Annotated in this window: 15 protein-coding genes, 1 tRNA gene and 3 pseudogenes; 8 read left to right on the top strand and 11 right to left on the bottom strand. The window is 65.1% G+C overall.

Going from position 1 to position 18067, the window contains the following annotated elements:
- Positions 1 to 97: 97 nt before the first annotated feature.
- From KUA19_RS37320 to KUA19_RS37310, 3 genes and pseudogenes are all read right to left on the bottom strand, one after another.
- Complete coding sequence (locus tag KUA19_RS37320; RefSeq protein ID WP_217403845.1) at positions 98 to 1342, bottom strand: MFS transporter; 1245 nt, start codon at positions 1340 to 1342, stop codon at positions 98 to 100.
- Positions 1318 to 1947 (bottom strand): helix-turn-helix domain-containing protein, encoded by a 630-nt coding sequence (locus tag KUA19_RS37315; RefSeq protein WP_217403843.1) that lies wholly within the window; start codon positions 1945 to 1947, stop codon positions 1318 to 1320. Before KUA19_RS37315 ends, KUA19_RS37320 begins: the two co-directional genes overlap by 25 nt.
- A gap of 348 nt (positions 1948 to 2295) precedes the next feature.
- Positions 2296 to 2974, bottom strand: a pseudogene (locus tag KUA19_RS37310) (IS6 family transposase).
- A gap of 14 nt (positions 2975 to 2988) precedes the next feature.
- Here KUA19_RS37310 and KUA19_RS37305 point away from each other — a divergent pair.
- Positions 2989 to 3168, top strand: coding sequence for a hypothetical protein (locus KUA19_RS37305; RefSeq protein WP_217403875.1), 180 nt, complete (start codon positions 2989 to 2991; stop codon positions 3166 to 3168).
- A 918-nt stretch (positions 3169 to 4086) separates the two neighbouring features.
- Complete coding sequence (locus KUA19_RS37300; RefSeq protein ID WP_217403841.1) at positions 4087 to 5901, top strand: hypothetical protein; 1815 nt, start codon at positions 4087 to 4089, stop codon at positions 5899 to 5901.
- Positions 5902 to 6419: 518 nt separating this feature from the next.
- Here the strand turns inward: KUA19_RS37300 and KUA19_RS37295 are convergent.
- On the bottom strand, positions 6420 to 6818 hold the full coding sequence (locus KUA19_RS37295; RefSeq protein WP_217403839.1) for an amidohydrolase family protein: 399 nt from the start codon (positions 6816 to 6818) through the stop codon (positions 6420 to 6422).
- A gap of 237 nt (positions 6819 to 7055) precedes the next feature.
- Between KUA19_RS37295 and KUA19_RS37290 the strand changes: the two genes are divergently transcribed.
- Together KUA19_RS37290 and KUA19_RS37285 are read left to right on the top strand one after the other, a co-directional pair.
- Positions 7056 to 8003: a tyrosine-type recombinase/integrase gene (locus KUA19_RS37290; protein WP_308167865.1), complete on the top strand. Its 948-nt coding sequence runs from the start codon at positions 7056 to 7058 to the stop codon at positions 8001 to 8003.
- Positions 7996 to 8277: a hypothetical protein gene (locus KUA19_RS37285; protein ID WP_217403835.1), complete on the top strand. Its 282-nt coding sequence runs from the start codon at positions 7996 to 7998 to the stop codon at positions 8275 to 8277. The genes KUA19_RS37290 and KUA19_RS37285 overlap by 8 nt, the downstream gene beginning before the upstream one ends.
- A 56-nt stretch (positions 8278 to 8333) precedes the next feature.
- Here KUA19_RS37285 and KUA19_RS37280 read toward each other — a convergent pair whose 3' ends face one another.
- Positions 8334 to 9293, bottom strand: a complete 960-nt coding sequence (locus tag KUA19_RS37280; protein WP_308167864.1) for a tyrosine-type recombinase/integrase — start codon at positions 9291 to 9293, stop codon at positions 8334 to 8336.
- A gap of 116 nt (positions 9294 to 9409) precedes the next feature.
- A tRNA-Pro gene (locus KUA19_RS37275) sits at positions 9410 to 9483 on the bottom strand.
- Between the two features lie 521 nt (positions 9484 to 10004).
- Between KUA19_RS37275 and KUA19_RS37270 the strand changes: the two genes are divergently transcribed.
- Together KUA19_RS37270 and KUA19_RS37265 are read left to right on the top strand one after the other, a co-directional pair.
- Entirely contained in the window at positions 10005 to 11216 is a 1212-nt protein-coding gene (locus tag KUA19_RS37270; protein WP_217403833.1) for an IS110 family RNA-guided transposase, read from the top strand.
- A gap of 262 nt (positions 11217 to 11478) precedes the next feature.
- The gene (locus tag KUA19_RS37265) at positions 11479 to 11808 is read left to right on the top strand and encodes a transposase (RefSeq protein ID WP_308167863.1); all 330 of its coding nucleotides are present in this window, start codon (positions 11479 to 11481) and stop codon (positions 11806 to 11808) included.
- Positions 11809 to 12053: 245 nt separating this feature from the next.
- Here the strand turns inward: KUA19_RS37265 and KUA19_RS37260 are convergent, their stop codons facing one another.
- The 4 genes and pseudogenes from KUA19_RS37260 to KUA19_RS45135 form a co-directional block, all read right to left on the bottom strand.
- Positions 12054 to 12449, bottom strand: a complete 396-nt coding sequence (locus tag KUA19_RS37260) for a hypothetical protein (RefSeq protein ID WP_217403832.1) — start codon at positions 12447 to 12449, stop codon at positions 12054 to 12056.
- 28 nt (positions 12450 to 12477) lie between these two features.
- On the bottom strand, positions 12478 to 14475 hold the full coding sequence (locus KUA19_RS45140) for an RHS repeat-associated core domain-containing protein (RefSeq protein ID WP_217403830.1): 1998 nt from the start codon (positions 14473 to 14475) through the stop codon (positions 12478 to 12480).
- Between the two features lie 25 nt (positions 14476 to 14500).
- On the bottom strand, positions 14501 to 15178 hold the full coding sequence (locus tag KUA19_RS37250; protein ID WP_217403870.1) for an IS6 family transposase: 678 nt from the start codon (positions 15176 to 15178) through the stop codon (positions 14501 to 14503).
- A 76-nt stretch (positions 15179 to 15254) separates the two neighbouring features.
- Positions 15255 to 15371 (bottom strand): annotated as a pseudogene (locus tag KUA19_RS45135) (IS5/IS1182 family transposase); the annotation flags it as partial.
- A gap of 1 nt (position 15372) precedes the next feature.
- On the opposite strand from KUA19_RS45135, the pseudogene KUA19_RS43465 reads away from it, so the two are divergent.
- Together KUA19_RS43465 and KUA19_RS37240 are read left to right on the top strand one after the other, a co-directional pair.
- Positions 15373 to 15601, top strand: a pseudogene (locus tag KUA19_RS43465) (ISL3 family transposase); the annotation flags it as partial.
- Between the two features lie 123 nt (positions 15602 to 15724).
- Positions 15725 to 17101 (top strand): hypothetical protein, encoded by a 1377-nt coding sequence (locus KUA19_RS37240; RefSeq protein ID WP_217403826.1) that lies wholly within the window; start codon positions 15725 to 15727, stop codon positions 17099 to 17101.
- 410 nt (positions 17102 to 17511) lie between these two features.
- Here the strand turns inward: KUA19_RS37240 and KUA19_RS37235 are convergent, their stop codons facing one another.
- Entirely contained in the window at positions 17512 to 18060 is a 549-nt protein-coding gene (locus tag KUA19_RS37235) for an integrase core domain-containing protein (protein ID WP_217403825.1), read from the bottom strand.
- Positions 18061 to 18067 lie beyond the last annotated feature (7 nt).

Below are 18067 nucleotides of genomic sequence, written 5' to 3'. Positions count from 1 at the left end.
TCCCGTTCCGGGGGGGCCGTGACCACGAAGTATCGCGGTCACGGCACCACGTCGGGTTTTCGTCGTCGCCGTCGTGGGTGGGTCGCCGAGCCGCCGGTCAGACCGGAACGGCAGGAGCGAGCTCGGGCTCCACCGGCGCGGTCTTGGGCAGGGCGAGCAGCACGACGAGTCCGGCCAGGCAGTAGACCGCGCCCTGGACGGCGATGACCGGCAGGATTCCGATGCGTTCGCCGAGGGTGCCCGCCACGACCGTGCCGAGCAGCATCGCCGCGCTCTTGGCGGCAGCGGTTGCGCCGAACACCCGACCGCGGTGGTCGTCGTCGGTCGCGTTCTGGAAGATCGTCATGCCGCCGGCGGCGAGGAACGCGACCGGCAGTCCGACGAGCGCGATGATGACCGGTGCGGGCCAGAGCACGCGCGCGACCAGTGGGTACAGGAACAGCACCAGATCGAGTGCGCCGAAGATCACCGCTCCCCAGCCGAACATCCGTCGTGGAGAGAACCGGTGGGCGATCAGGGTCGCGGTCAGGCCGCCCACGATGCCGCCGACCGCCTGCGCTGCCATGATCACCCCGAATGCGCGGGCGTCGCCGCCGAGCACGTCGTGAACGAATGGCGCCATCAGCGTACCCATGATGGCTTCGCCGACGCCGGTGATGACGGTGAAGGCGAGGAACACCTTCAGGACTCGGCTGGACAGTGCGATGCGCATGCCTTCGGCCCATTGCCGCAGCACGTGTGGATGCGTCGCCGGGCCGGAGGCGCGCCTGGCCCGGATGAGCCACAGCAGCACCGCCGCCAGTGCGAACGTCAGCATGTCCACGGTGCCGAGCAGCGCGAACCCGCCGAACGCGGCGATCACCCCGCCCAATGCCGCGCCGGTCAGGCGGGCCACGTCACGGACCTGTCCGTTGAGGGAGTTGACGGTGACGAGGTCGTCGGCCGCCGCCAGCAATGGCACGAGCGCGGCCTCTGCCGAGATGAAGAACGGTGCGAGGCAGCTCTGCACCGCGATCACCAGGTAGACCATCCACACTTGGTCGGCGTGTTGCACCACGAGCAGCGGAAGCAGGGCCACGGCCATCAGCAGGTTGGTGACGACCATGGTGAGGCGGCGGTCCCACCGGTCGGCGTAGACGCCGGCGATCGAGCCGAGCACGATCTGGGGAAGCAGCGAGGCCAGGACCGATACGGCGGAGGCGAGCGTGGAGCCGGTCAGGACGTAAATCTGGTACGCGAGTCCGGTGCGCAGGATCCAGTCACCGGTCAGGGAGATCAGGTTTGCGGTCAGCAGCAGTCGCAGGTCGCGGTGGCCGCTCAGGAGTCGCCAGAGTCGTCGCATGTCAGGCCCCCAGGGGTGTGGTCGTAGCGCAGGGGTGCGGACACGAGTGTGAGATTCACCGGCACGGCATCGGCGGACCGGTCGGCGGCGTCGTCGCGTGGTCGTCGTCTGGCGAGCGGCGCGATGAGTTCGTCCCAGCGCCGTTTAAGTTCGGCGAACTCGTCGAGCGTCAGGTAGAGCAGGGTTTGGGAGACTCCGGCGTGTTCGGCCCAGCCGGGATCCTCGTCGGCACGGCGCTGCTGCCAGTCGGCGAGCTGGGACGCGGCCTGTTCGACGAGATGGCGGTTGAGCAGTTCGACCGACTCCCAGGATTCGGAGGATCCGTCCGCCGCCTCGAACCGGTGCGAAACGGCGGTGACCCGCCAGGGTCGTTCCCGGTTGTCGGGCGCGTCGGCGTGTTCCACGAAACCGTATTTGGCGAGCTGGCGAAGGTGGTGGGAGGCCAGCGCCTGACTGATGCCAAGCTGCCGACCCACATCTGCGGCGGTGACGGGACCTTCGCTACCGACGAGTGCGAGCAGCTTGAGGCGCAAAGGGTGTGCCAGTGCCCGTAGGGCGAGGGGGTCGCCGACAATCCGCCGCCCGACGTCGGATTCCAAGGACATGTTTGGTATCCCACCCGACCCATCCATCGATGTCAAGCGTCTACTTGGAATGGTGGCCGTGATTCCGGATCCGATCAAGACGATCATAGAGCCGATCATTGAAGTTGCTGGTCGTACCGGCGGTTCTGGAGGGTGGCAAGACTGTGCCGTCCAGGCCCACTGCAGACGGAGCAACGTCGACATGACGGAGCGCGAGTAGGGGCATCGCCTTGGATTGCCCAGCACTCAATGCCGCCTTCAGCCGGGCAAGAGCGACCGTGTGCCATCCGATCGACGAACGGGCGGCCCGACCGGCGCTGTTGCATTATCGGATCGCCGGACATGGTGGATCTTGGTTGCGGCCTCGAATCAGATCGCGTTGATGAGTTCGGCGAACGCTGCTGCGACTCGCCGGGCGGGCGGGACGTCGGTGGCGAGTTCGTAGTGTCCGCGTCGCGGTTCTGCATGAACGCGTGTCCGATGATGATCACCTGTGCTGTCTTGTCGGTCCGTAGCCCGCGCATGGGTCTCAACCGGTGTTTGAGCTGGCTGTGATCAGCCTCGATCCGGTTGTTCGCGTACCGCTCGACGTGATACCACGCCTGCGGCACGAGGTTATCCAGCACCGCCGGGTAGACCGCGGCAGCGTCGGTGACCACCTCCGTCGGGGTCTTGAACGTCGACAGCGCCCTGCCGAAGAACCTGCGGGCCGCCGCGGCATCGCGGCGGGTGGACACGAGTACGTCGATGACCTGCCCGTGCTGGTCGACGGCCGGTACACATACCGCCACACCCCGCCGACCTTCACGTACGTCTCGTCGACGAACCACCGGTCACCCGGCGAGTGCCGGCAAAACCGCGCAGCGTCGGCCAGCAGCGGGGTGAACCGCTGCACCCAGCGGAACACCGTGACGTGATCGACCTCGACACGCCGCTCGACCAGCAACTCCTCGACGTCACGGTAGGACAAGCCGTAGCGCAGGTACCACCGGACCGCGACCACGATCACCTCCGGCGGAAACCGGAACCCGGCGAACGCCGACTTCACCGGCAGCCACGAACGTGAACGAGGCGAGGACTTCACCGCTCGAGTGTGCCCGCGATCATGCCAACGCTCAATGCAACAGCACCCGACAGTATCCCTACCTCGACACCTTTACCTGGCAGTACTGGTGGGACGGCCGCTGGCGGACCCTGGGCACGATCGACGCGACCAAGATCCGGGCCGCCGACGAGCAGTAGCGTGCCCGGCCCGTATTCGAATACGGCTCGCTCTGCCTCTGCGCAGGTCTTCCAGTCAGGGCAAACACTCAACACGAACGTCAGGCGGCGACTCGTCCGCCGATTCAGGTGGGCCGGCCCGCTGAGATCACATCACATGCGGTCCTGCCTCGCCCACGCCCACGAGGACGCAGAATTCTGGCGCCGGTTCCATGCCGACGATCAACCTTCTGGGCTATGACCAGCACCTTTCATACAGCTCCATCGGATCCCGCTGCGCACTGGCACCGCAAGCCGGATTATGTTTGCGCACACTCATCGACAAATCAGGATGTCGCCGCAGCCCAGGCTGGGGTAGGCGGCGCTGAAATTCCGTACGGACAGTGACCGCAGTCCCTGCAAGCCGCTGAAGTCGCCGGGGCCTGAACCCATCCGTGATCAAGGTCTTGTCGATCAACAAGTGGAGCCACGTCTCGCTCCCAGGTGGGGCCACAGCTCGCTGTTGTGGCCACTTGGGTTCGAGTGAACTGGCGATGGCGTGCCGTTCTGCTTCGGTCTCAAGGATCTGCCGGGCTGACGCGGCGGTGCAGATCGCGGTCTTGTCGTCGAGGCCGAAGGCTAAATTAGGTGCAGCGGGTCCGGGTCGTGGATGAGGGATTCATCGAGGAGGCGGTCCACGCGTGGGCGTTCCAGGATGGCCGCCTGTCCGCGTAGGGCATCGGTGATCCAGACCCTGCAGACGTGGCCGACCGGTACCCGGCGCTGCCTTTCGGTGAACGATGGACGGACCGCCGATGGCCAAGAGCATGACCGGGTTGGATTCTTGTGACCGTGACCCCTCTCATCGGCCGTCTCGAGCCGTGGCCACGAGCCGTCATGCGCTGGTGGCGTAGGCACAGGCTGACGACCGTGGGCCTTGGCCGGCCGGCGGTCGCAGCCGTGGCTGTCGCGATGCTGTTGGCCTGCGCCGGCTACGTCATCGCGGTGATCGCGTGGGCCGAGGTCCCCACGGTCGGGGCGGACAACGACTGGACCGCGCCGCTGATGCGTCCGTCCACAGCGCCACTACTCTATCCCGCAGCGCTGGTGGCGTTGCTAGGTCTGGCCGCAGGTGCGGCGATGGTCGTCTACGCGATTCCGGGGCCGACGCTACGAGCACGGCTGATACGGCTGGGAGTGCTCGCGCTCGGCGCCTCGTACGGCGTCATGATCGTCGTTTACTACACGCACGAGGCGGCCCATCTGATCTTCCGGCTGCGCTGGGCCGGATTCGGCACGGTCTTCGGGATCTTCGCCGCAGCATCGTGGGCCGCACTGGGCTGCGTGCCGCTGGCGCTGCGGGCTCGCAGTCCGCGCTGGACCGCGGCGGCCTGCGCGGCGGCGCCGTTCCTCGTCGGGGCCTTGACGGCGCTCGCGCACATGGTGGCACCGCAACTGCAGCTGTCGTACGGAGTGCTCGCGCTGAACGTCATGTCCGGTGCGGCCGTCGGCGCAGGGGGGCTGCTGCTCATCTGGCTGGGCGTGCAGGCGGTATCGGGCACTGTCGACGCGGGACTCTGGTTCGCCGGCCGGGTCGAGCCGCACCGGCGGTGGGCCGAGGTCCTCGTCGCCGCGACCGCCACAGGGGCCGTGGTGTACTTCGCCGCCGTGGCGGCCGGCTACTACCGTCCATTCTCCCTCGTCTACTCCGCCTTGGTAGCGATGGTAAGCGTCGGGGTGCTGCTCGGTGGGCGGGCTGTCGCGCTCACCGAAACGCAACAGCAAGCGTTTGCCCTGGGTATAGTTCTGCTCCTGTTCGGCCCCCGGCTTCTCGTCGGCGCCGTCAGCCCCCCACTGGTCGGCCTGTCGGTAGTGTTCGGCGTGCCCGCCGTCCTGGGCGGCGCGGCCCTACTAGGCGGCCTCACCTGGGCCGCCCTGAGAACGACCAGGCGCGCGCCGCGAGCGCTGCGTGCGGCGGTGTTCGCCACTGCCTGCCTGCTTAGCAGCGCCGGCGCGGTCGTCCTCGACGCCATTGTGGGCGAGCGCGCCAACGTGGCCGTCTTCGACCGGGTCAGCGCGGCCATGCGCGACGGACTGGGGCTGATGCGCGACGGCTCCCGCCTCGGCTTCAAAGATCATCTCGATACCGGGATCATCCTCGTCGGTGCTGTGTCGGTGGTGCTGTTGACCCGAAGGTCCACCCGGCAGTTGGGGATCGCGGGGTTGTTCGTTTTCGCCTGGATGGCACCCTGGCTGTGGGACCAGGCGACCGCCAGCCTGCGGCCATTCTGGGTGGTCGCGGTGGTCTTGCTCGCCGTTCTGGCGGCTGCTGCCCGCCTGAGGCGCTTCGGCGCAGGAGTCGCACCAGTGATGATCTTGGCGGCGATCTGGACAGTTAGTGGTGTCGCCTGGTGGCTGGCTTACGTGCCCGATCTCATCCCGAAGTCCTGGGCGATGTTCACTGTTCCGCTGGCCTTCGCCGGTCCGGTGCTGCTGATGTTTCTCGTGCAGGCGCAACCGCTCAACAGTGGAGACGACCGTGACAACCGTGTCATGGCCGCAGCCGGTGCCGGCGTCGCCTGTGCCACATTCGCGTTGTTCTTTGTGGCCAACGGGATGTGGCGCGAGGATCTTCCCTGGTCGGGTCTGGCGACGATATTCCTGGCGATGCCGATCGCGGTCCTGACCGTCGCCTCGTCGGACACGCGGACTCTTGCCGACGAGCGGACGGAACCGGGCCCGGCGACGGTCGTGAACACCGAATCCGCAGGCTGACCGGGGACGATCAGCCGGTCATCGGCGACGGTCGCTCACGGGGCAGTCGTCGGAGCCGGGCGCCGCCGCAGGTCCGGCCAGGTGAGAAAAAGGGCCGCGGGCAGGCGTCGGGTTCGCCAACCAGGCGAGAGAGTCATTGGTGACGAGTTTCTCCTCAGAGATCCTGAAGATTCGTCATCCTGCTCCTGCGCCCGGACGACACGGAGCAACCCTAGTGCCGCTTCAGGAAACACGATCACAGCATGATCAACCGGCTGGCGAACCCGCGGGTTGTTTCTTAGACCAGATCCGCCATCGCCTATCCTGCTCACCCGGCAACCTGCCGGTGCTCCAGGAGAACGGAGGACCGCTGGTAGACCCGGCGGCCCATTACCGTGGCGGCGACCGGGACGTGTGTGGTGTCATGCGGGGTCGACGGCGTACAGGTCGGCGCCCAACACGCGCAGGTCCGCGACGCGGCCCGGGGCAAGGGTGCCCTTCCCACCGGCGCAGGCCAGCTCGTCGTACAGGGCGAGCAGCTACGCGGTGATACCAGGCTCGGTGACGCTGGTGACACCGTCGGTGGCCAGTGCGGCGGCGGCAGCGGTGATGGCGTGGCGCAGGTGCACCGTGGTGTAGTGCGGCACGACCGCCTGCAGCAGCGCGGTCGCGCCTTCGCGCAGCAAGCAAGCCGGCTCGCACTGGGGGTCGCGTTCGACGACGCCGTAGGCGGGCGCGGGCGCGGTGATCCCGGCCAGCCTCAGCGCGGCCGAAGTGCAGGTCACCGCATGGAGCGTGAAATCTGTCAGGATCACCGGCCGGTCCCCGGTGAGCGGGTCCAGGTCGTGGCGGGTCGGCGGGCGCTCCAGTCGCAGCTCCGACCAGTTGCGGCCCCGGATCCACGCGCCTGCCGGAGTCGACGCTGCGGCGCAGGCCAACCATGCCCATCTAACCGATGTGGCCGCTCCAGCCTTTACTCAAGTCCCCCGCACTTGGTCTCGCGTTGGGTGCTGTTGGGCGGTGTTGGGTGGTCGCCGCCAGGCCAACACAGCAATCGGCGCCTCAGGTTGACCTTTAAGGGCATGACACGAAGCAAGGTCGACCACCCCGCCACGGTCTCCCGGCAAGCACGGGAAGGCCCCTCACGTTGCGAGCACTCCGCCACGGAGCCGACCGTGAAATTTGATGCAGATCGGTTGATTTCCCGAACGCCGTCGCTATGGGCCAGTTTCCTGCGCGATTGGGACCGTTCCTTGCGCACTGCAGACCACCCAGCTACCACCCGCTACAACTACCTGCTCGCCGCCACCCAGCTGTGCGGGTTCCTAGGCACGTTCAACACGATCCGCAGCGTTGGCCGCCGAGATCCGCTCGCGGTCACGAAGGCAGACATCGAAAGGTTCCAGGTCTGGATGATCGAGACGCGGTCGGCGTCGACGGCGCTGAACAAGCACAAGAGCCTGCAGCAGTTCTTCAGCTGGCTCGTGGCCGAGGAGGAGCTGGACGTCTCTCCGTTGGCACGTGTGGGCCAACCCCGCAAGAGGAAGAAGCTCATTCCGATCATCAACGTTGATGAGACCCGGAAGGTCCTCGATACCTGCGACAGGCGCACCTTCGTCGGCGTTCGCGATGAAGCGATCATCCGGATGTTCGCCAACACCGGTGCGCGTCTGTCGGAGGTGGCCGACCTCCAGGTCGACGACCTCGACATGTCGCTGGACACAGCTCTGTACCACGGCAAGGGCGGCAAAGACCGCAAGGTGCGGTTCGGGCCGAAGACCGGCCGTGCTCTTGGCCGATACATCGGGATGCGGTCCCAGCACCGCGCCGCCCAACTGCCCTGTCTGTGGCTGGCAGAGAAGGGCGCAGCGCACCTGAGCGACAACGGAATTCAGATGATGCTCAGGCGGCGAGGACAAATGGCCGGCGTCGAACGCCTGCACGCTCACCGCTGGCGGCACACCTACGCCCACGAGTGGAAACGCGCTGGCGGCGATACCGGTGACCTGATGGTGGTGCTCGGCTGGTCGTCAGACGAGATGCCGCGACACTACGGCGCCAGCGCGGCAGCCGAGCGCGCCCAGGAGACCCAGGCACGGCTGAGGATCGGTGAAGATGTCTGACACCGCCGATTCACTCGAGGCCAGGACCGGCCTTACCGCCGCCCAGCGTCGTCGACGCGCCCGGGTCGCCGTGCAATCCTCCTGGGCCAACACCGCAGACCGGTCGGCGCGGACCGCTCCAGCCAGGCAGGCGTTCCAAGCCAGGTTCGAACGCCAGGTAGATCCGAACGGGGTACTGCCTGCCGAGGAGCGCGCCGAGCGTGTCAGGCACGCGATCAAGGCCTACATGCTGCAACTGGCCGGACGCTCCAGCCGCTCACGGAAGGCGAACTGACACCTGCAAGGGTGCGCCCCACGCGGAGCGCACCCTTGACTGCGCCGGATGGCCGGTCAGACGCGCTCGCCGATGCCTAGCCGCTGCTGGGTCTCCAGCGCGCGTTCGGCTGCGGCACTGCGCCCGTAGTGCCGGGGCATCGCATCGGAGGTCCAGCCGAGCACGAGCATCAGGTCTCCGGTGTCGGCGCTGGCGCGTTTCCACTCGTGGGCGTAAGCTGTGCCGCCAGCGATGCGCGTGCAGGCGCTCGATGCCGGCCTTCTCCCCAGCCTTCGCAGCATGATCTTGATGCCGTTGGGGGCGAGCCGGCGGCCACCGCGGTCGGCCAGCCACAGGAACGGCAGCTCATTGCCTCGGTGAGTCGCCCGAGCCCTGAGGTGCCGGCTCAGTGCTCGGGCGGTCTTCGGCCCGAACCGCACCCGCCGGTCTTTGGCACCTTTACCTCGGAATCGCACCGACTCGGTGGCCAGGTCGATGTCGTCGAAGGTCATGTCGCCGACCTCAGACAGGCGGGCACCGGTGTTGCACAGCAGCCGGATGATCGCCTGGTCGCGCAGGTTCGCGAAGGTCTTTCCCTTACACAGGTCGAGAACCCTCTTGGTGTCGGCGTCGCTGAGCACCGGGATGAGCTTCTCCGGCGTCTTGGGCTGGCCGACGCGGTCCATCGGCGAGCGGTCCATCTCCTCCTCATCGATGACCAGCCACTTGAAGAACTGCTGCAGGCCTTTGTGCTTGTTCAGCGCCGTCGACGCCGACCGGGTCTCGATCACCCACGCTTGGAATGCCTCGACATGATGCTTGGTCACCTGGGTCGGGTCGTCGGCCGCGGCGTCAGACTCGAAGTCGGGCGAGTGCTCTTTCAGGTAGCGGGCGAGCTGGGCGGCGGCCAGGACGTAGGTGTAGCGGGTGGTGTCGGGGTGGTTGCGCGAGCGCATGGTCCGGTCCCAGTCCTGCAGGAAGCCGGCCCAGGTCCGCGGGAGGCCTTCGAAGGCCTTCGCGACATTGAGGGTCGTCACTTTGCACCTTGCCTAGTCAAGGGGTCCACCAACGGTGTACTCGACTTCGGCTCACGTTCCTAGTACACAAAAAGAGGGTCTCCGTGGTCCGTGACCAGCGGAAACCCTCTTCGCTGTCGGGCTGGCCGGATTCGAACCGACGACCCCTTGACCCCCAGTCAAGTGCGCTACCAAGCTGCGCTACAGCCCGTTGCCTTGATGATCTCTCACCGCGGCAGCCTGTACAGACTAGCGCACTCTCACACGGGGCGCGCACAGGGCCCCCGTGTCCGTTTCGTGACGGTTCACCTGGGCGAATTGCGTCGCTTTGCCTAAAGCATCCTAGGAGCCTGCTCAAGCAGGCGCCGACCACGCCCGTACCACTCGGCGACCACGGTGGGGCGCTCTTGTCGCGTGTTCAACGCCGCGAATCCCGCGACGCCCATGATCAACGCCGTTCGAGGCCGTTCACCGCCGTTCGGGAGCCGTTCAGGGAGCGGCCGTGCTCCCATTTTTGCTCCATAAGCTGAGCGGTGTCCGGGGCACTCGTCCCTGATACCCGGGCCGGCAGGGTGTGGCTGATTTTTGCTTGCCCGAGGTGGCCTCCGTGGGAGTGGCCGCCCTGCCGGCCTGGACACCCTCCTGCTGATTGAAATCTGTGCGCACGTCGCTGTTTATGGAGCTGCCGGGCAGGGTGATCCGCGGGTTCGCACCGTCGTGGGGAGGACGCGGATGACCGTCCGCGAGATCATCTGGGTAGGAGTCGACGTCGGCAAGTTCCACCACCACGCATGCGCGGTCGACGAACGCGGAAAGATCGTGTTCTCGCACAAGCTGGCCAACTCACAGGCACAAGCCGAGGCACTGCTGGCCCGCGCCCGGCAAGCCGCGACCGAAGTCAGGTGGGCCGTCGACATGACCTCCTCCGCCGCCTCGATGCTGCTGGCCGTCCTCGCCGCCGCAGACCAGCGCGTCGCCTATGTACCCGGACGCCTGGTCAACAGAATGGCGGGCGCCTTCGCGGGCGAAGGCAAGACCGACGCCAAGGACGCCCACACCATCGCCGAGTCCGCCCGGCTGCGCGGCGACCTGACCGCGGTCGCCACCGCCGACCGCATCGTCGTCGACCCGCAGGTCCTCACCGCCCGCCGGGCCGACCTGATGAGCGACTGGGTACGCGGCATCAACCGGCTACGCAGCCTGCTGTTCTCGATCTTCCCAGCCCTCGAACAAGCCTTCGACTACACAGGCAAATCACCCCTGGTCCTGCTCACCGGCTACTGCACACCCACCCAACTCCGCGACACCGACCCCGGCGTCCTGGCCGGCTGGCTACGCGAACACGGCGCCTGGAAACCGGGCATCCCCACCATGGTCGACAAGGCCAAAGCCGCCGCGCACGAACAGACCATCACCCTGGACGCCGAACCGGCAACCGCACCGCTGATCACCCGCCTCGCCGCGCAGCTGCTCGACCTCGACCGTGAGATCAAGCAGCTCGACAAGCAGATCGCCGCCCGGTTCGCCGACCATCCCCATGCCAAGCCGATCACCAGCGTGCGCGGGTTCGGACCCATCCTCGGCGCGCAACTACTCGCCGACACCGGCGGCGACCTACCCACGGCATTCGGCAACGCCAGCCGGCTGGCCGCCTACGCGGGCCTCGCCCCCGTCCCCCGCGACTCCGGACGCATACGTGGCAACCTCCACCGGCCCAAGCGATACCACCGCGGACTACGCCGCGTGTTCTACCTCGCCGCCCTGTCGTCCATCCACCCCGACGGCCCGTCGAAAACCTTCTACCAGCGCAAACGAGCCGAAGGCAAAGTCCACACCCAAGCGTTGATCGCACTCGCCCGCCGCCTGGTCGACGTCATCTGGGCACTACTCCGCGACGGCCGCGAGTTCCGCAACTCGCCGATAGCAACACCGGCGACGGCTTGACATCGCCATTGAAACTCCCGGCTCCCCGCCCAACCGGTCGATGCGGCCGTCACACCGACCACCCTCTTCCCGCCGATCAGCCGCTTGCCGTGGCCGACGAGGTGCACGCCAGACCAGGAGCATGGCCCGGACCGATGCAGATCCGTCGACGCCTGTGTACGCGTCCTGTGGGGCACCAGTCTCCAGCGCATCGCCATCGCCGCGGAGTACCTCGGCTGCGGCGACCTCCACCACCCGGGCGACGTGAGGGTTCACCGGGCCGGTGTTCCCGACGTTCCTGGCCCGCCACCTCGATCGCAAGATCCACCTGATCGTCGATGGGCACCCCGTGCACCGGCGACTCAGCATCCGCCGCTGGCTGGCCGACCACGCCGACGCCATCCAGATGCACTTCCTGCCCGGATACTCACCCGAACTCAACCCCGTAGAAATCCTCCACGGCGACCTCAAACGCCATGTGGCACAGGCCAGCCCCGCCAACCGCACCGAACTCGCCGCCGCGGCCCGCACCCACCTCCGCCGCCGCCAGAACCAGCCCAAGCTCGTACAAGCGTTGTTCCGCAAGCCCGAAGTCCGCTACGCCGCAGCCTGACCACGGCACCTTTGCCTTACTGGCCAATAACTACCTGAAGCATGTCGTCTGCGGAGCGGCTTTTTCCTATACACGTACACGCGCAAGCTCAATCGAGGTGAGGGCCTGGCGCACACATGACTCCGCGTGCCCCAGGCCGACTCGATTCCTCCTTTTTGTAAGATGCCCTCCGAGAGTATCCCACCGGAAGGCATCTTACTCCGAACCTAGGTCGAAAGGGGATCGCAGCGGTTTCCCTTGCGGAACTACTTGGCCCAAGACCAATCGGCGCTTTGATTTGCTAGATCCTCGCACCACAGAGGACCCGCAAAATCTCTGATTGGATCAGACCAAGCCCGCTTCGATAGGATCCGTGGAGTGACACGAATTCTCGCACATTCCATCAGATCGTCATCGCCACTGGAAAAGATGTCTTCAAGAAAGCTGCAGCAAGCCTCCATTACTGCAATTTTCTGATGTTCGATGGCCGGAATGAAGATGCCGTCGACGAACACTCGCGACATATAGCGATAGGGCATAATGGTGTCGACGTTACCTCCGGTCGATGTTTCCCACTCTTCTTCCGCTTTGGCGAGATCTTCGGCCTTATTGCCAAAGCGGGCAATGAGGCTTCCGCGCAGGCCAATGTAGGTAAGGTTCAAGTTCAGTTCCTTCGGAGAATCGCCAGCATCAGAGTGTTGTGGGAGTGGTATCAACGCACTGTATCCCGGACATTATGCAGTTGAAGTTCTGCGGACCGTACCTAAGCATAAAGTAGGCGCCAGCTCCAAAGTCGAGGATTGACATCGCACCTCCAACCCTTCCCATCCCGCCGCTCCGCGTACCGCCAAGTCGTCCCTCGGGTACCAGTTCGGCGGGACCGCGTGAAACTACACGCTGCGGATGCCCACCGCCACCAATATTGAAATTCTCACCGGTCACATCGGAGACGGAGAATCGGTTCTTGATATTCTCGAGAGCCCCTTCGACCTGCTTCGATATTACCGAGTTGTTTTCGATTTCTGCGGAAATCGCACCAGCGGTATCTTTCGTGCGCAGTGCACGCCACATACGGGCGAACAGTGAGCGGGCAATTGTCTGATCCGCTGACGACAGCAGACTGTCATATTCGAATTGACGCATCGAACGACCGTCCTCCAACTTCATTGAGGCACGGAAGTCGCCTTCTAGCAGACCACTCAACTCGCCAGCCAGATCCAGCACATCTTTGTAATGGAAATTTCCCCCGGATCCATCTGCATTGCGTGCTGTCTTTAGACCAGTTTGCAGTTCCTCCAAGAGCGCATCAATGGCTGTACCGTCGCCAACATATCCAGTGGCCCGGCCATTGCTTTTGACATAGACAGAGTACACTTCATCGATGATTTTCTGAAGACGCGGGTTTTCTACACGGGGCGGCTTAGCAGGCGACTTCTCGCTATGCGATGCCGCTGCCAGTCGCTTGCCGTAAGCCGCGCCCGTTTCATCCTCGAACTTCAACCCGCTGGGATCAGAGAACGTAACGGGGCTGTTCTTAGAATAGGAGTACGGATTGAACGATTGAGGATCCTGTAGATCCATCAACGGGTCGGTAGAGATAAACCGCCCAAGGTTAGGGTCGTATTGGCGAGCTCCGATGTTTACAAGACCCGTGGGGTCGTTGTCTCCGCCAACAAAGCCCTTGTTGTTTGCCCAGCTGGGATTTGTTCCCCTGGGAGCGCCGTAGGGGGTCTGCCGACGGATTGAAACTGTCTGTGTTCCCGCGTTGACGCTGATTTGCTGTGTGCCCTGGTGGTCCCCGTATAGCCAGGTGAGGTCGCTAATGTTCGATGTGCCTTTTCGGCTCGCGCAGATGCGTCCGGCGAAGCTGTAGTAGCGGGTGCCGGTGTTGATGCCGCCTTCGCGTCGGATCTCCTGGCCGGGTAGGTAGAGGGTGGTGCCGGTGGAGTCGCGGCGAATGAGCCGGACGCCGTTGGCGTCGTAGATGTTGGTTTCGGTGGTCGATCCTCCGGCCGATACCGCGGAGAGTCGGCCTTCAGCGTCCCAGGTGAGGGTCTGGCTGTTGTTGCCAGTGCTGCAGTTGTTGGCCGCAGTGCCGGTGGGGCGGCAGACGGTGTTGCCGGTGTTGTCGTAGGTGTAGTTGGTGGTGACATCTGCGACACTCATCTGGGTGACCGCGTGCGGGCGCACCACGTTCTGGCCGCCGACGGGCACGGTGTAGCTGCGGGTGGTGTTGCCGCCGGAAGTGTGGCTGGTCTCCGTTTTCAGCGAGCTTGTGCTGTCGAAGGTCCAGCCCTGCCAGTACTTTGCGGGTCCGCCGAGGTTGGCTACGGCGGGATCGGTGCTGCACGGCACGCCGGACGTGGGAGTCCAAGCGGTCGTCAGGCGCGCCAGGGTGTCGTAACGGAAGCACTGGGTGTCGGTGGAGCCGACCCCTGGCGCGTCGGTGACGGTGGTGATGTTTCCGCTGTGGTCGTAGGTGTAGGTGCGGTTGGAAATGGTGTCGGCAGCGTTCTGGGGTTTGACGCTGTCGGTCTTGAGCCGGTGGGTGTCGCTGTAGTAGTCGAACAGGTTGTCGACGTATGGGCCACCGCCGGGCGGCATGTAGATCGTCTTGGACAGTTCGCCGTAGGCGGTGTACATGGCGGTGGCTATCGGGCGCTGTTGCGTTGTCGGGTCGCCGGACATGGTGGAGCTTGGTGACGGTCTGGTGTCAGATCGCCTTGGCGAGTTCGGTGAACGCCGCGGCGACCCGCCGGGCGGGCGTGGTGTCGATGGCGATCTCGTAGTGTCCACGGCGCAGGTTCTGCATGAAGGAGTGCCCGGCGATGATCACTCGTGCTGTCTTGTCGGTCCGTAGTCCGCGCATCGGTCTCAAGCGGTGTTTGAGCTGGCTGTGGTCGGCCTCGATCGGGTTGTTCGCGTAACGCTCGACGTGATGCCACGCCTGCGGGATGAGTTCCTCCAGTACAGAGGGGTAGACCGCTGCGGCATCGGTGACCACCTCGGTTGGAGCCCGGAACGTCGACAGCGCCCGGCGGAAGAACCCGCGGGCCGCGGCGGCGTCACGACGCGTGGACACGAGCACGTCGATGACCTGACCGTGCTGGTCGACCGCCCGGTACACGTACCGCCACACGCCGCCGACCTTCACGTAGGTCTCGTCGACGAACCATCGGTCGCCCGGTGAGTGCCTGCACGGCCGTGCCGCCTCGGCCAGCAGCGGCGTGAACCGCTGCACCCACCGGTAGACGGTGACGTGGTCGACCTCGATCCCGCGCTCGACCAGCAGTTCCTCGACATCGCGGTAGGACAGGTTGAACCGCAGGTACCACCGCACCGCGACCACGATCACCTCCGGCGGAAACCGGAACCCGACGAACGCCGGCAGCCACGGACGTGAACGGGGCGAGGGCTTCACCGTTCGAGTGTGCCCACGATCAGGCCAACACTCAACGCAACAGCGCCCCCAGATCTCCGAGGGCGGCCAGGTCGTAGCCGATCCATGTCTTGAGCAGTGGCAGGATCTCGTCGTGGCAGCGCAGCGCAGTGGTGTCATGCTCGCGGCCCGGGCGCACCGGCGATCGCGCGCTGCCCGACGTTGTCCAGGTTGCCGACCGGTGGCATCTGCGGCACGGCCTGGGCGAGGCGGTGTTGTAGGAGGTCGCCGCGCACAGCACGTGCTGGGCCAAGGCGAGCCTGCTGCAGGACGGCTCGCGCGCCCAGACCACCTTGCAGCGCTGGCACCCAGGTCCACGACCTGCTCAATCAGAAGGTCGGCCTGCTCGAACGCGCCTGGCGGCTGAACCTGTCGCACCCTCGCTGCGTGATTACCACACGCGGACGTCCGGGACCCTGGTCAAGCTCAAGCCGTCTTGAGCTGAGATGATGTGCAGACGCGAGTGTCGCGTGGATACGAGCAAGAGGAACGCAGGACGTGACGGGACAGGAGACTGCGGTAAGCGGGCCAAATGGCGGTGAGGAGCAGACGGGTCGTGTCGATTTAACTCGGCTACCTACCGGTGAGATGGGTTGGGCCGCACTCATCGGATGGCTGATCGAGTCAGACGACCGCGTCGAGAGATACTTCCTAGAAGTCAAGTCCGCAGTCGACCTGAACATCAAGGCGGATCGCGCGAAGGTCGCGAAGTTCATCCTTGGAGCTGCCAACCGCGACCCGGAACAGGCTAGACGCCGCTTCAGCGGGCACGCGCTAATGATTCTTGGCATCGGTGATGGACGTGTTGTTGGAGTGCCCTCATTTGAGGCGAAGGACCTCGCAGGTGCGGTACAAAAGTGGGTCGGCGTCGGCGGTCCACGGTGGGACTTCGAGAGAATCCGAAGTGGCGGACACGATGTAATCGTGATCGTCGTTGACCCGCCGACGGGCGACCTGTGGACATGCCGCGCAGACGGTGATGGACTCATCGATGGAGGCATCTACGTCCGCCAGGACGGGGAGACCAGGCAAGCCAAAGGAGATGAAGTACGACAGCTCGTCGAGCGCGCGACCCGCAAGGGTTCCAGGGTCGATGTAGATGTTGATGTCGCGATTGAAGGCCCAATTTGCGCCATCCAGATCGATAAATCACGGCTAATCGAGTACGTTAGCCAACGCGCCGCCGGGCTCCGGGCACAATTGGATCGCGAGCGAAGCGTCCACCCCTTCACCTTCGACGCTCTCACGACGGACCGCCGCTCCCGCGAAGAGTTTTTGGAGCAGGTTTCCACATGGGAGAAGGAGACGCTTGAGTCCCCGACAGTCGGCGTAGTCGCCCTGGCCGCGAGGGTTCTCGAAGGCATATATGTTCGCCTGCACAATCGAACACGCACCTTCATGCGAGACGTTCGCGTGGACATCCTGTTCGAGGACGAGATCGTAGCCACTGAATGGGAGTATCAGAGCGAGAACGACCCGATCGACCTATTCCCCACAATGCCGAGTGATTGGGGGTCCGAAATTTGGAACACCAGCTTGGGAAATAGCGACCTTAGATCCCTCGTCGCGAGCGCTCCGGTCGATGGTGGCGTTGAGATCAAGCGCGAGACCCCCGCGATGCTAGCGATGAACATGAAGGCGCTTCGGCCCGAGGAGGATCACATCGGCGACCTCTGCGAGGTTGTGCTGATCATGTTCGCAGAGTCACCACCAGAGTCGATAACTGCACGGTGGCGGGTCACTGCTCAAGACGTCAACGATGTCTTAGAGGGAACTGCAGAAATCCCAGTCTTAGCATTCGATTGGCGCGATAAGATCGCGAAACTGATGAAGGGTGCTGACGAAGACGAAGACGACTCCGCTGCGGACGACTGACTCGATAGGTTACGTCCGGTCTTACCGCACGGAAGGCATGCAGGGGCTCTACATCCAGTAGCTGCGTTCTGACGTTCTGCCGAGAATTTGGCGCAAGACAATCGCGGGTCAGGTTGCTTCGCTGGGCCGTCGATGACAAGACGCCCGGACACATCCTCGACGGCCAGCAACGGGCCGCCGCGATCTGCGACGCGGTGAACAAGCAGTTTCAGGTCTGCGTGACAGCATTCGTGGACCGACACCCTCGCCGATCTGCGGTCGCAGCTCATTCTCACTCCACCAAGGCCGCGCCGCTTGACCGCAAGCATGCGCTACTACCGGAAGCCGTCGGCGCGCGGTCGGAACCGCTGACGGTCCCCAAACTCCCTATGGGGTTCCAGAACCCCGTCACATGGCCTGAGCTGGATCTTTCATACGGCGCGTTCGTACTCATTGATCAAGCGGCCGAGGACGGGCCGCCGCTTGATCCGCTCCAGCGTAAGGTCGATCACGGGCCGGTCGGAGCGCGGCGGCTGCATCTGCAGCGCCCGGTGCGGGCGCCGCTCGTTGTAGTGGCGGGCGTAACTGTCGAGCGTGCGGCGCAGGTGCTGTTCTCCGGTGATGAGCATTCGGTCGGTGACCTCGGCGCGGACCGTGCCGACGAATCGCTCCGCGTACGCGTTCGCCCGTGGACTGCGTGGTGGGATCTTGCAGGCGGTGACGCCGGCGTCGGCCAGCACGGCGTCGAACGCGGCGGTGAACTGCCCGCCCCGGTCGCGGATCAAGAACCTGAACCGGTCGGCCCGCTCACCGAGGTCCAGGAGCAGGTTGCGGGCCTGCTGCAGCGTCCACTCCCCGTCCGGGTTCGCCGTGACACCCAGGATGTGGACGTAGCGGGTGCCGACCTCCATCACGAAGAGCACGTACAGGCGCTGCAGGGAGAGGGCGCAGTCGACGTGGAAGAAGTCGCACGCGAGCATGGTCGAG

The sequence above is a fragment of the Catellatospora tritici genome (assembly GCF_019083965.1).
Classification (GTDB): Bacteria; Actinomycetota; Actinomycetes; order Mycobacteriales; family Micromonosporaceae; genus Catellatospora; species Catellatospora tritici.
Note: the sequence above shows the minus strand (reverse complement) of the source record. Positions and strands in the feature narration are given on the sequence as shown.